The organism is Streptomyces sp. NPDC046915 (assembly GCF_040644935.1).
Lineage (GTDB): Bacteria > Actinomycetota > Actinomycetes > Streptomycetales > Streptomycetaceae > Streptomyces.
In genome coordinates this window covers 713104-725327 of the sequence record NZ_JBEYXB010000001.1, presented here as the reverse complement: position 1 = coordinate 725327, position 12224 = coordinate 713104, and the positions used below count along the sequence as shown (strand labels likewise).

Sequence of the window (12224 nt, the reverse complement as noted above, 5' to 3'; positions counted from 1 at the left end):
CCTCGCGCCCGCGCGGAGCGTGCCCGGCCTGCGCTTGTGTGCGCGTGCCGGGAGTTCGCGGAGGCCGGGACGCGTCAGTCGGGGACGGGGGCCGACGCGAGGGCCGGGCCCGCGTCGGCCGGGCGGCCGGGCGCGCCCGCGGCGGGGAGCGTGACCGTGAACTCCGTGCCGCCGGGCCCGCTGTCCACGTCGATGCGACCGCCGTGCGCCTGAGCGATGGCCGCGGCGATGGCCAGGCCCAGCCCCGCGCCGCCCTCCCGGCCGGGGGCGCGGGAGCGGGAGGTGCCGGCCCGGGTGAAACGCTCGAACACCGTGGGCAGGACATCGGGCGGGATGCCGGGGCCGTCGTCGCGGACCCGGATCACGGCCTGTGTGTCCGTGGCCTCTACGACGACCGTCACCTTGGTGCCCGCGGGGGTGTGCACCCGGGCGTTGGCCAGCAGGTTGGCCAGCACCTGCTGGAGCCGGGCCTGGTCCCCGAGCACCGTCGCGGACCCCTCGACGCGCAGCGCGAGCCGCCATTCGTGGCCGCCGCCCGCCGCCCGCGCGTCCCACACCGCTTCGGCGACGAGGGTCGCCAGACTCACCTGGTCCGACCGCAGCGGCCGTCCCTCGTCGAGGCGGGCGAGCAGCAGCAGATCCTCCACCAGCCCGGTCATCCGGGCCGACTGGGCGAGCACCCGGCGCCAGGCCAGCCCCGGTTCGATCTTCCGCGAGCCGCGGTCCATGAGCTCGGCGTATCCGGCGATCGACGCCAGCGGCGTGCGCAGTTCGTGGCTGGCGTCGGCGAGGAAGCGGCGCATGCGCTGCTCGGTGCGCTGGCGTCCGGCGAGCGAGTGCTCGACATGGTCGATGAGGTGGTTGAGGGCGACGCCGACCTGGCCGACCTCGGTGCCGGCGTCGGTGTCCCGGGCGGGGACCCGGGTGAGCCCGGTGACCTCGCCGCGCTCCAGCGGCGCGCGGGCCACCTCGGCCGCGGTGGCGGCGACCCGGCCGAGGGGGCGCAGTTGCCGCCGTACGACGACCGCCGAGACGCACGCCGCGGCAACCAGCCCCACGGCGGCGATCACGGACTCGGCCGTGACCAGCGCGTTCATCATGCGCTGCACCCGGTCCACGGGAAGCCCCGCCAGCACGGGCACCCCGTCGCCGCCCAGCGCGGTCACCCGGTACGTGCCGAGGCCGGGGACGGTCCGGGTGTGCAGCGAGCCGTCCGGGGTGACGCCGTCGAGGGCGGCGCGCTGACGGGCCGTCAGCACCCGCTGCAGGCCGTCCTGGGTGACCACCTCGGCGGCCAGGATCCGCCCGTCGGAGGCGAAGCGGGCCGCGAGTGTGCCGACGGGCTGCCCGCGTTCGTTGAGGAAGCCCAGGTCCCGCGCGCCGCCCGCACGGTGTTGCAGTCCGCCCTGGCTGCGTTCGGCGGCGTCGGTGACACGCTGGTCCAGGTCCCCGAGGAGATAGACGCGCTGCACGAGGACCGTGGTCAGCGCCATGGCGGCGCAGACGACGACCATGGTCACGGAGAGGAACAGCACCAGGCGGGCCCGCAACGACCGCCCGCGCGGCCGAGCCGCCGCCTTCGTCGCCTCTGTCGCCTCTGTCGCCTCCGGCCCCTCCGTCACCGTATGGTTCCGTCGTCCACGGCCCTGATCGCGTACCCGACTCCGCGCACGGTGTGGATCATCGGAGCCCGGCCCTTGTCGAGCTTCGCGCGCAGACTGTAGATGTACACCTCCACCAGGTTTCCCTCGCCGTCGAACGAGGCGTTCCAGACGTGGTCGAGGATCTGCGCCTTGCTGAGCACCTGGTGCGGGTGGCCCACGAGGAACCACAGCAGGTCGAACTCCTTGGCGGTGAGCGGGAGGAGGGCGCCGCCCCGCCGCACTTCGCGGGTCTTCCCGGCGAGCACGAGGTCGCCCAGCATCCGCACGGGTTCGCCCTCGGCCGCGCCCCGGGCGCCGGCGCGCCGCAGCAGCCCCCGCAGCCGCAGCATGACCTCCTCCAGCGAGAAGGGCTTGGTCACGTAGTCGTCGGCGCCCGCCGACAGCCCGTCGATCCGGTGCTCCAGCGCGTCGCGGGCGGTGAGCATGAGCACGGGCAGGCCCGCGTTCTCGTCCCGCAGACTGCGCAGCACCTGCACCCCGTCCACGTCCGGCAGCATCCCGTCGAGGACGACGGCGTGCGGCGCGCAGCCGCGCGCGATCCGCAGCGCGCCGCGCCCGTCCTGAGCCGTGAGGGGCCGCCATCCGGCCTCGGCGACCGCCGCGGACAGCAACTCGGTGAGCTCGGGCTCGTCGTCGACGATCAGTACACGGACCGCGTCCTCGCGGGCCACGGGGGTGCGAGACATGCCGTGACCCTGCCACGGTGAGCTGTGCGGGCGCTGTGCGCCGCCCGAGCGCGAGCCGTGGGGAAATGCAGGTGATGGGTGTGGCGCCGGCCGCCTACGCTCGGCGGCATGGAAGAGGGGGAGACAGTGTGGAACGTCGTCGACGTGGAGGCGACCTGCTGGGAGGGCCGCCCGCCGGCCGGGGCGGTCAGCGAGATCATCGAGATCGGACTGACCGTCGTCGATCTGGCGACCGGTGAGCGGACCGGGCGGCACGGTGTCCTGGTGCGGCCCGTACGGTCCACGGTCAGCGGCTTCTGCACGGAGCTGACCGGGCTGACACAGGCCGAGGTGGACCAGGGACTGTCCTTCGGCGAGGCGTGCCGGCTGCTCGCCACCGAGCACCGGTCCGGGATCCGGCCCTGGACGAGCTGGGGGGAGTACGACCGCCGCCAGTTCCAGCGGCAGTGCCGGGCGACGAGCGTGACGTACCCCTTCGGACGGCGGCACGTCAACGCCAAGGAGGTCTTCGCCGCGGCGCACGGACTGCGCGGGCGTCCCGGCATGGCCGAGGCCCTGCGGGTCGCGGGTCTGCCGCTGGAGGGCCGTCACCACCGGGGCGAGGACGACGCCTGGAACATCGCCGCCCTGGTCCTCGGCCTCGCCCGGCAGGACGCCTGGCCGGATCCGGGGACCGCGCCGGTGACTGCCTGTTGAATGTGATCAACAGCTGGAGAACGCGTCGAAGGTATTCGGGGAGCCGCCGTGGACCACCACTTGGCCGAACTGCTGGACGATCTGTACGCGGAGGGCCGTGCGCACGACGAGCCGCTGGCCGACCGGCTGCTGCGGCTGCGCAACATGACGCCCGCGGCGGCACGACTGGTCGCCCTGCTGATCCGCGTCCAGCGCAGCGGGCGCGTGCTGGAGATCGGCACGTCCAACGGCTACTCGGCGCTCTGGTTCGCCGACGCGCTGCGGGACACCGGAGGGCGGCTGACCACCGTCGAGATCGACGCGGAGCGGGTGGCCGTGGCGCGGCGCAATCTCGCGCGCGCCGGACTCGCGGACCACGTGGACGTGGTGCACGGCGACGGCGCGGAGGTACTGGCGAAGGCCCCGGACGCCGCCTTCGACGCCGTCGTGCTCGACGCCGAACGGCCCGCCTACGTGGAGTACTGGCCTCACCTGCGCCGGGTACTGACCCCCCACGGGCTGGTGGCGGTCGACAACGCGACGAGCCACCGCGAGCAGCTCACCGCGTTCGACGAGCTGGTGCGGCGGGACGGGGCCTTCGCCGTCGAGTTGCACGAGGTGGGGGACGGGCTGCTCACGGCGGTCAGGCGCGCCTAAGAGGGTATGGGATTTGCCTAAAGGTTTTAGGCAATCGCATAATCGGCTCTGTCGAACGAGAGGAAGAGCCGTGGCGCGCGTAGGACTGACCCCCGAACGCCTCGCCCTGGCGGGCGCGGAACTGGCCGACGAGGTCGGCTTCGACCAGGTGACCGTCTCCGCGCTGGCCCGGCGGTTCGACGTCAAGGTCGCGAGCCTGTACTCGCACGTGAAGAACTCCCAGGACCTCAAGGCCAGGATCGCCCTGCTCGCCCTCGAGGAACTCGCCGACCGGGGCGCCGCCGCGCTGGCCGGACGGGCCGGCAAGGACGCCCTGGCCGCCCTGGCGAACGTCTACCGCGACTACGCCCGCGAGCACCCCGGCCGGTACAGCTCCGCCCAGTTCAGACTCGACCCGGCGACGGCCGCCGCCAGTGCGGGCGGCCGGCACGCCGCGATGACGCGGGCGATCCTGCGCGGCTACGACCTGACGGAGCCCGACCAGACACACGCGGTCCGGCTGCTGGGCAGCGTCTTCCACGGCTACGTCAGTCTCGAGCAGGCCGGCGGGTTCAGCCACAGCGCCCCCGACTCGCAGGAGACCTGGTCCCGCATCCTCGACGCCCTCGACGCCCTGCTGCGGAACTGGCCCGCGAACCAGACCTCCTGGAACCAGACCCCCTGAACGAACAGGTTTTCGCCATGCCCACCCAGGACCACTGGATCACCACCCCCGTCACCGGGAACCTCCTGCGCGGTGCCCTCGAAGCGGAGCGCACCGAGCGCGGCCTGCTGCCGCACCGGCTCCCCGCCCGGGCCCGCGCCCAGTGCGCCGACCCCCAACTGGCCATGGCCGAGGCCCAGCCCTCCGGCGTACGCCTGGTCTTCCGCACCCGGGCCACCGCCGTCGAACTGGACACGCTGCCGACCAAGCGCGTGTACCCGGGAGCCCCGCCCCGCCCCGACGGCGTGTACGACCTCCTCGTGAACGGCCGCCCGGCCGGCCGGGGCAGCGTGGCGGGCGGCGACACCGTGACCGTCGACATGACCACCTGGACCGCCGAGCGGCAGCCCGGCCCCGTCGGCACCCTCCGCTTCACCGGCCTGCCCGACGGCGTCAAGGACATCGAGATCTGGCTCCCGCACAACGAGACCACGGAACTCGTCGCCCTGCGCACCGACGCCCCCGTCGAACCCGCACCCGACCCGGACCGCAGGGTGTGGCTGCATCACGGCAGCTCGATCAGCCACGGCTCCGACGCCGCGAGTCCCACCACCACCTGGCCCGCGCTCGCCGCCTCCCTCGGCGGCGTCGAGCTGATCAACCTGGGCCTCGGCGGCGGCGCCCTGCTCGACCCGTTCACCGCCCGCACCCTGCGCGACACCCCCGCCGACCTGATCAGCGTCAAGATCGGCATCAACCTGGTCAACACCGACCTGATGCGGCTGCGCGCCTTCACCTCAGCCGTCCACGGCTTCCTCGACACCATCCGCGAGGGGCACCCCACCACACCCCTGCTGGTCGTCTCACCCCTGCTGTGCCCCATCCACGAGGACACGCCCGGCCCCAGCCTCCCGGACCTCGGCTCGCTCAGTACCGGACAGCTGCGGTTCCGGGCCGCGGGCGACCCGGCGGAAGTCGCCGCCGGGAAACTGACCTTGGGCGTCATCCGGGACGAGCTGGCCCGGATCGTGGCGCAGCGGGCGGCCGACGACCCGCACCTGCACCACCTCGACGGCCGCGAGCTCTACGGAGAGGCCGACTCCGCCGAGCTGCCGCTGCCCGACGAGCTCCATCCGGACGCGGCCACCCACCGCCGCATCGGCGAGCGCTTCGCCGAGCTGGCCTTCGCCCCTGGCGGCGTCTTCGGCACTGCCTGATGCCTCCCTGATCCCTCAGACGCCTCCCCTGATCCTTCTGACCCCTCTCCGGTGTCCGAGATCTTGACCACACCGGAGCCGAGGAGCCCGGAGCCGGGGTACACGGAGTGCGGACAGGCATACCGCGGAGGGGAAGGATCTGGGATGTTCAGGCGGTCCGGCTGCCGGGGCCCTCGGCTTCGTCGTGTATCTGCGCGGCGGCCGCGTCGCAGAACGCCTCCAGCCCCTCCAGCAACGCGGTCCGCTGGGCGGCGGGCATGAGTTCCAGCACCGTCTCCAGGGTGCTCTCCCGGCGCGTCCGCAGATCGGCGAGGAAGGCACGGCCCCGGCCGCTGAGGTGCAGGCGCACCTCGCGCCGGTCGGCCGGGCTCATCACGCGCCGGACGAAGCCGGCGGCCTCCAGCCGGTCGCACAGGCGGCTGGTCGAGGGCGGCGTGGAGGCGAGGGAATCCGCGAGCGTGCGCAGATTGATGCCCTCGTGGTGTTCCAGGATGAGCAGCACACGCAATTGCGAGGCCGACGCGGGCGCGGTCGACGCCCGGCCCCACAGGACCTCCAGCAGCTCCGCGGCCGTCGCGGTCACCCGCGCGACCTCGGCGGGCTCCGGGCGGGGGCGGAAGGCAGTCACGGTCACACTCTCGCAGGCGCTGGGACGGTCGTCAGCCTACTAGGACCCGTCCGGCCGGAGAGGCCCGAGTCGTCGCCCGGTGGAACTGAACGGCCCTCCACGGGGAACGAGACCTGTAAGTGTTCGGTGAAGGATTGGTGCGTTTACCATCGTGAACAGATTTGTGGCCGCCGAGCGCGCTCTGCGCGGAGCGGCACCCCACGCCCTGCTCGACGCCGCCCGCCGCGTACTGACGGATCAGTACGCGGCGGCGTCCGTCGAGCTGCTCATGGCCGACTACGGCCGGACCATACTGCAACCGGTGTCCGCGCCGCCGGACCGGCCCGAGCCGGTCCCGGTGCACAACAGTCCGGCCGGCCGCGCCTTCGGCGCCCAGGAGCCGTACGTGGAAACCGTCCACGGCGGCCGGGCACGCGCGCACCTCCCGGTCACCGTACGGGGCGACCGGCTGGGTGTGCTGTCGGTGACCCTGCCGGACGGGGAACACGTGCGCGACTGCCTGGACGAGCTGGCGGACGTCGCGGAGGTGCTCGGCCACGAGCTGATCGTCGCCACCCGGGACACCGACGTGTACCTGCGGGCGATGCGCAAGGACCGGCTCACCCTCGCCGCCGAGATGCAGTGGCAGTTGCTCCCGGGTCGCGCCTGCGCGCGCCCCGAGTACGAACTCGGCGCGCAACTGGAACCGGCGTACGCCGTCTTCGGTGACAACTTCGACTGGTCGGCGACGGCGGACCACCTCATGCTGTACGTCACCAACGGCATGGGGGAGGGCATAGAGGCCTCCCTGCTGACGAACCTGGCCATCAACGCCCTGCGCAACGCGCGGCGGGCCGGCATCCCGATCGCCGACCAGGCGGCCCTGGCCGACCAGGCCGTCTACGCCCACTACCGGGGCCGCTGCTACCTCTCCGTGCTCCTGCTCGACTTCGACCTCGCCACGGGACACGCCCGGGTGGTCGACGCGGGCAGCCCGCAGATGCTGCGGCTGCGCGGCGGCACCGTGGAACGCGTCACTCTCGACGCCCAGTTGCCGCTGGGCATGTTCGAGGAGACCGACTACGTGGCACAGGAGTTCCAGGTCGAGCCCGGCGACCGCCTCGTCTTCGTCAGCGACGGCGTCCACACGGTCGCCTCCCCCGGCGGAGAGACCTACGGGGACAGCGCCCTGACGCGGGCCATCACCGCCACGCGGCTGCTGCCCGCGGCCGAGGTCCCGCGCGCCGTCCTGCGCGAACTGTCGGGCCACCGCGGCGGGAGCGAGGCGCTGGACGACGCTCTGGTGGTCTGTCTGGACTGGCACGGGCGTTGACGGGCAGAGCAAGAAGAGAGGGCCGCGTGGCCGCGACGATCACGTGTTGTTGGCGTCGTACGCGCGGCGCTAATGTTTGTCATACGGCAATGATCGGCCGGGCGGCCGACGACGACCGGCAGGCACCCGCCGGTGCAGTAGGGAGACGATGCAAGTGTCGGACCAGCACGCGGCGGACGAGCCGACGGCACGCCAGGTGGGCGAGTTCCTGGAGCGGCGCCGTGAGCAGATCGCCCAGCGCTGGGCGGACGCCCCCCTGTTCCGTACGGTCTTCACCGTGTCCCGCGACGAGGCGGTGGAGGCGTGCGGGGCCGTGGTGGACGCGCTGTCCGAAGTGGGCCGCGCCGGAAGGCCGGAGGACGTCACCGCGACCGGCTTCGACCAGGTGCGCGACCAACTCGGCCGGATGTCAGCGTCCTTGACCCGTGCGGGATTCAGCCCGGCGCACATCGCCAACGAGGTCGCCGGCCTGCGCCGCCCGTCCCTGGAGCTGCTGCGCGCCGAGTTCGCCGACCCGTCCGGCCCGGAGGCCACCGAGAGCCTGCTGACCCTGACCGTGCTGCTGGACACCCTGCGCCTGGTGGTGATGGAGACCGCCCTCAGCGCGGGCGAGGAACTGATCTCACGTCAGCGGGAGCAACTGCTCGAAGTGGCCACCCCGGTGATCAAACTGTGGGAGGGCATCGTCGCCGTGCCCCTCATAGGCATGCTGGACAGCGCCCGCAGCCAGGTGGTCATGGAGAGCCTGCTGGAGGCGATCGTCGACCAGCGCGCCCGGTACGCCATCCTCGACATCACCGGCGTCGCCACGGTCGACTCGCTCGTCGCCCAGCACCTGATGAAGACGGTGGCCGCGGCCCGGCTGATGGGCGCCGAGTGCATCGTCTCCGGCATCCGCCCCGCGATCGCACAGACCATCGTGCACCTCGGCATCGACCTGGGTTCGGTGCTCACCCGCGCCTCCCTGGCCGACGCCCTGGCCTACGCGCTCGGCCGGCAGGGCATCCAGATCTCCCCGGCCGCGGACGCCGCGGTGAGCGCGCGGTGAGCGCCGGTCACCCCGGTCCCACGGTCCCGGTGCTGGCACTGGGCGACGTTCTGCTGGTCAGCGTCCAGGGAGAGTTGCACGACGGGATGGCCGAGCAGCTCCAGCAGGACATCACGGAACGCATCGCCCGCAGCAGCGCGACCGGCGTGGTGATCGACGTCTCCGGCGTGGACATCGTCGACTCCTTCCTCGGCCGGATCTTCGCCGAGATCGCCTCCAGCACCCGGCTGCTGGCGGCCCGCACGGTGCTGGCCGGGATGCGGCCCGCCGTGGCGATAACGCTGGTCGAACTGGGGCTCACCCTGCCCGGACTGACCACCGCCCTCGACGTCGAACGCGCGATGGAGCTGCTCGGGCAGCCCGTCCCCGTACCGACGGCCTTCGCCGACGGAAGGAAGGGAGGCACATGACGCCGACCTCCCGCCGCGCCGCGGCCATGACGCTGCCCATCGGCTCGGACGCGGACCTGGCCTGGGTACGGCAGCAGGTGCGCCAGACGGCGGCCGACCTCGGCTTCGGCCTGGTGCAGCAGACGAAACTGGTCACCGCCGCCAGCGAACTGGCCCGCAACACCCTCGTCCACGGCGGCGGGGGACAGGCGGAGATCACGCCCCTGGAGAGCGGACGCGCGCGCGGCCTCAGGCTGTCCTTCACCGACGACGGCCCCGGCATCCGGGACCTGGAACTGGCGATGACCGACGGCTACACCAGCGGCGGCGGCCTGGGTCTCGGCCTGAGCGGAGCGAAGCGGCTGGTGCACGAGTTCGCCGTCGACACCGAGCCCGGCCGGGGCACCACCGTCACCGTCGTCGCCTGGGTCACCGGCGTGCCCGCCTCCCGCCCGGAGCCGGGATGAGCCGGGTCTGGGACATCCCGGTGCACGACTCGACCCGGGTACGGGACGTCCGGGTCGCGGCCGAGGAGGCCGGCGCACACGCCCGCCTCGACGCGCACCGCACGGCGGTCGCGGCGCTGGCCGCCACGGAGCTGGCGACCAACCTGCTCAAACACGCGGGCGGCGGCCGGGTGCTGATCAACCTCGTCGAGCTGCCACCGGCCGACGACGGCGCCCGCGGACCGTCGGTGCAGCTGTTCGCCCTCGACCACGGCCCGGGCATCCCCGACATCGGGGCCGCCATGCGCGACGGCTACACCACCGTCGACACCTCGCTCGGCGCGGGCCTGGGCACCTGCCTGCGCATGTCCAGCGCCTTCGACCTGCACAGCGCACACGGCCGGGGAACCGTGGTGACGGCCCGCATCGACGGGCGGTCCACCGACTCGCGGGCGGGCGGCGCGTCCCGTACCCGGGCCGGGGGCATCAACGTGCCCCTCGGCCGGGCCGAGCACTCCGGGGACGCCTGGAGCTGGGCGCGCTCCGGACCTCGTACGACCCTGATGCTCGCCGACGGGCTCGGCCACGGCGTCAAGGCCGCCGAGGCATCGGCCACCGCGGTCGACGAGCTGCGCCGCACGGCACACCTGCCGCCCGCCGAACTCCTGCGGCACCTGCACACGGCCCTGCGGCGCACCCGGGGCGCGGCCGTCGCGGTGGCCCAGCTGGACGAGGACGCCGGGGAACTCCGCTTCGCCGGCGTCGGGAACATCGGCGCCCGGCTGCACGACGGCGGCAGCTGGCAGCCGCTCGTCTCCCATCCCGGCATCGTCGGTGCCCACTTCCCGGCCGGCGTGCCCCTGCGGCGGGTGCCGTGGCATCCGGACAGTCTGCTCGTCCTGCACAGCGACGGGCTGCCCAGCCGCTGGACACCACCCGACGACGCCCGACTCCTCACCCACGACCCGGCGGTGGTCGCCGCGGTCATCCTGCGGGACGCCAGCAGCCCCGCCCGACCCGTCCGCGACGACACCAGTGTGGCCGTACTCGCCCCCCGACCGCCGGACCCGCATCCATGACCACAGCTTCTGATGTCTGGCACATCGCATCCGTATCCGACGCGGCCCGTGCGCGGGCCGCCGCCGCACGTCTCGCGGTGGCCGCCGGCGCGCCCGCCCTCGAACGCGCCCGCTTCCTGACGGCCCTCACCGACCGGCTGCGGCAGTGCCTCGCCCAGGGCGGCGCGGAACTCGTCGTCACCACCGAGCAGGCCACCGGGGACCCGGACCGGTGGCTACGGGTGGACGTACGCACGGCCCGCCTGCCCGCGGAGGGGACCCCGGCCTGGCAGTTCACACTGACCTGCCCCCGTCCCGTACGACCGTCCGGCCCGGCCGGCCACCCGGCCGTCCCGGACGGCACGGAGCTCGCCGAAGCCCTCCTGGCCGCCGACGAGGACACCGCGGCCGCCCTCGACAGACTCGACGAGCTGGAGGAACTGGTCCGCTTCCACCGCGAGGAACTCCACCAGACGAACCAGGGCGTCCTGGCCCTCCACGCCGAGCTCGACGCCGCCTCCCGCGCCCAGCGGGAACTCCTCGACGCCGAACGGACCGCGCGGGCCGCGGCCGAGAACGCGCGGCGCCTGCTGACCTTCCTGACCACCGCCAGCGCCGTCGTGACCACCTCGCTCGACCACGAGGACATCGTGCGCCGGCTGCCCCGGCTCCTCGTCCCCGAGTACGCCGACCGGGCCGACATCTGGATCTTCGACGACGACCAGGTACCCCGCCACGGCGGGCGGCCGGCCGCCGCCGTCACCGCCGCCCGCACCGGTCGCCCCCAGCACGCCGCCGACCATCCCGGCGGCCTCCCCGGCGTCGAGGACCACCCGCCCTCCGTGCTCTCCCCGGACCGGCCGCTGCTGTGCGTTCCGCTCACCGCGCGCGGCGTCCTGGGCGTACTGACGCTGACCGCGCCCGGTCCCCGTTTCGACCCGGACACCTGCGTCATGCTCCTGGAACTGGCCCGGCGCCTGGCCACCGCCCTGGACAACGCCCGCCGCTACGAACAGCACCGGGACACCGCCGAGGCCCTCCAGCGCGCGCAGCTCACCGAACTCCCCGCCTCCGAAGGGCTGTTCCTGGCCGCGCGCTATCTGCCCGCCACCCACGGCCTCAACATCGGCGGCGACTGGTACGACGCCTTCGCCCAGCCCGACGGCAGCGTGCTCGCCGTCATAGGGGACGTCACCGGGCACGGGCTGCGCGCGGCAGTGATCATGGGGCAACTGCGCACCGCGCTGCGCGCCTACGCCGTCGAGGGCGACAGCCCCGCCCGGATCCTGACCCGGCTGCACCACATGCTCCGCCACCAGCAGCCCGAGCTGTACGCCACCGCCGTCATCGCCCGGTTCCGGCCCGGCGACCCCGACGTCGTCTGGGCGGCCGCCGGGCACCCGCCGGCCGTGGTGCGCTCGCCCGACGGCGAGGTACGGGTGCTGGACACCAAGCCCGGCATCATGCTCGGGGTGCCGCTCGCCTACGAGTACGAGGACCACGTCGTCCATGTCGGGCCCGGCTCCACCGTCGCCCTCTACACCGACGGACTGGTCGAGCGCCGGGCGCAGGGCATCGATCCGGGCATCGACCGCCTCGCCCACGCCCTGGCCGCGCTGAGCCCGGCGGAACTGGAGAACCTCGACACCTCCGCCGACTCCCTGCTCAAGCCGATGCTGCACGACTCCGAACGCGACGACGACATCTGCCTCCTGCTGTGCCGCACCGCACCCGAAGGGGCCTAGGGCCTGTCGTCACATTCCCGTCTGCCCCGCGACGCCTGGCACGCACTCTCGCCGCA

The 12224-nt window shown here is 73.6% G+C and carries 13 protein-coding genes; 10 read left to right on the top strand and 3 right to left on the bottom strand.

The window, feature by feature from the left end; translation table 11 throughout:
* Positions 1–74: 74 nt before the first annotated feature.
* Both ABZ915_RS03180 and ABZ915_RS03175 read right to left on the bottom strand, forming a co-directional pair.
* A complete protein-coding gene (locus ABZ915_RS03180; protein WP_361795783.1) occupies positions 75–1514 on the bottom strand; it encodes an ATP-binding protein in 1440 nt (479 codons plus the stop codon).
* Between the two features lie 104 nt (positions 1515–1618).
* Positions 1619–2350, bottom strand: a complete 732-nt coding sequence (locus tag ABZ915_RS03175; RefSeq protein WP_361794861.1) for a response regulator transcription factor — start codon at positions 2348–2350, stop codon at positions 1619–1621.
* 108 nt (positions 2351–2458) lie between these two features.
* Here ABZ915_RS03175 and ABZ915_RS03170 point away from each other — a divergent pair, with 108 nt between their 5' ends.
* The 4 genes from ABZ915_RS03170 to ABZ915_RS03155 all read left to right on the top strand — a co-directional run bounded on the left by ABZ915_RS03170 (position 2459) and on the right by ABZ915_RS03155 (position 5542).
* Positions 2459–3046 carry a 3'-5' exonuclease gene (locus tag ABZ915_RS03170; protein WP_361794858.1) on the top strand — a complete coding sequence of 196 codons (588 nt, stop codon included), beginning with the start codon at positions 2459–2461 and terminating at the stop codon, positions 3044–3046.
* Positions 3047–3094: 48 nt separating this feature from the next.
* Entirely contained in the window at positions 3095–3682 is a 588-nt protein-coding gene (locus tag ABZ915_RS03165; protein ID WP_361794855.1) for a class I SAM-dependent methyltransferase, read from the top strand.
* A 70-nt stretch (positions 3683–3752) separates the two neighbouring features.
* Positions 3753–4346: a WHG domain-containing protein gene (locus ABZ915_RS03160; RefSeq protein WP_361794852.1), complete on the top strand. Its 594-nt coding sequence runs from the start codon at positions 3753–3755 to the stop codon at positions 4344–4346.
* 17 nt (positions 4347–4363) lie between these two features.
* The gene (locus ABZ915_RS03155) at positions 4364–5542 is read left to right on the top strand and encodes an SGNH/GDSL hydrolase family protein (protein ID WP_361794849.1); all 1179 of its coding nucleotides are present in this window, start codon (positions 4364–4366) and stop codon (positions 5540–5542) included.
* Positions 5543–5690: 148 nt separating this feature from the next.
* On the opposite strand, the gene ABZ915_RS03150 is transcribed toward ABZ915_RS03155, so the two are convergent.
* Positions 5691–6176 carry a MarR family transcriptional regulator gene (locus tag ABZ915_RS03150; RefSeq protein ID WP_361794846.1) on the bottom strand — a complete coding sequence of 162 codons (486 nt, stop codon included), beginning with the start codon at positions 6174–6176 and terminating at the stop codon, positions 5691–5693.
* A 145-nt stretch (positions 6177–6321) separates the two neighbouring features.
* On the opposite strand from ABZ915_RS03150, the gene ABZ915_RS03145 reads away from it, so the two are divergent.
* The 6 genes from ABZ915_RS03145 to ABZ915_RS03120 all read left to right on the top strand — a co-directional run bounded on the left by ABZ915_RS03145 (position 6322) and on the right by ABZ915_RS03120 (position 12168).
* The gene (locus ABZ915_RS03145; RefSeq protein ID WP_361794844.1) at positions 6322–7482 is read left to right on the top strand and encodes a PP2C family protein-serine/threonine phosphatase; all 1161 of its coding nucleotides are present in this window, start codon (positions 6322–6324) and stop codon (positions 7480–7482) included.
* A 148-nt stretch (positions 7483–7630) separates the two neighbouring features.
* The gene (locus tag ABZ915_RS03140) at positions 7631–8530 is read left to right on the top strand and encodes an STAS domain-containing protein (protein WP_361794841.1); all 900 of its coding nucleotides are present in this window, start codon (positions 7631–7633) and stop codon (positions 8528–8530) included.
* The gene (locus ABZ915_RS03135) at positions 8527–8940 is read left to right on the top strand and encodes an STAS domain-containing protein (protein ID WP_361794838.1); all 414 of its coding nucleotides are present in this window, start codon (positions 8527–8529) and stop codon (positions 8938–8940) included. Before ABZ915_RS03140 ends, ABZ915_RS03135 begins: the two co-directional genes overlap by 4 nt.
* Entirely contained in the window at positions 8937–9386 is a 450-nt protein-coding gene (locus ABZ915_RS03130) for an ATP-binding protein (RefSeq protein WP_361794835.1), read from the top strand. The genes ABZ915_RS03135 and ABZ915_RS03130 overlap by 4 nt, the downstream gene beginning before the upstream one ends.
* Complete coding sequence (locus tag ABZ915_RS03125) at positions 9383–10444, top strand: SpoIIE family protein phosphatase (protein ID WP_361794832.1); 1062 nt, start codon at positions 9383–9385, stop codon at positions 10442–10444. Before ABZ915_RS03130 ends, ABZ915_RS03125 begins: the two co-directional genes overlap by 4 nt.
* Positions 10441–12168 carry a GAF domain-containing SpoIIE family protein phosphatase gene (locus ABZ915_RS03120; protein WP_361794829.1) on the top strand — a complete coding sequence of 576 codons (1728 nt, stop codon included), beginning with the start codon at positions 10441–10443 and terminating at the stop codon, positions 12166–12168. The genes ABZ915_RS03125 and ABZ915_RS03120 overlap by 4 nt, the downstream gene beginning before the upstream one ends.
* Positions 12169–12224 lie beyond the last annotated feature (56 nt).

What these genes read in the sequence shown, in the direction of transcription:
- ABZ915_RS03180 (WP_361795783.1), bottom strand. Translation starts at nt 1,514, where the DNA reads ATGGTCGTCGTCTGCGCCGCCATGGCGCTGACCACGGTCCTCGTGCAG.
- ABZ915_RS03175 (WP_361794861.1), bottom strand. Translation starts at nt 2,350, where the DNA reads ATGTCTCGCACCCCCGTGGCCCGCGAGGACGCGGTCCGTGTACTGATC.
- ABZ915_RS03170 (WP_361794858.1), top strand. Translation starts at nt 2,459, where the DNA reads ATGGAAGAGGGGGAGACAGTGTGGAACGTCGTCGACGTGGAGGCGACC.
- ABZ915_RS03155 (WP_361794849.1), top strand. Translation starts at nt 4,364, where the DNA reads ATGCCCACCCAGGACCACTGGATCACCACCCCCGTCACCGGGAACCTC.
- ABZ915_RS03140 (WP_361794841.1), top strand. Translation starts at nt 7,631, where the DNA reads ATGCAAGTGTCGGACCAGCACGCGGCGGACGAGCCGACGGCACGCCAG.
- ABZ915_RS03130 (WP_361794835.1), top strand. Translation starts at nt 8,937, where the DNA reads ATGACGCCGACCTCCCGCCGCGCCGCGGCCATGACGCTGCCCATCGGC.
- ABZ915_RS03125 (WP_361794832.1), top strand. Translation starts at nt 9,383, where the DNA reads ATGAGCCGGGTCTGGGACATCCCGGTGCACGACTCGACCCGGGTACGG.
- ABZ915_RS03120 (WP_361794829.1), top strand. Translation starts at nt 10,441, where the DNA reads ATGACCACAGCTTCTGATGTCTGGCACATCGCATCCGTATCCGACGCG.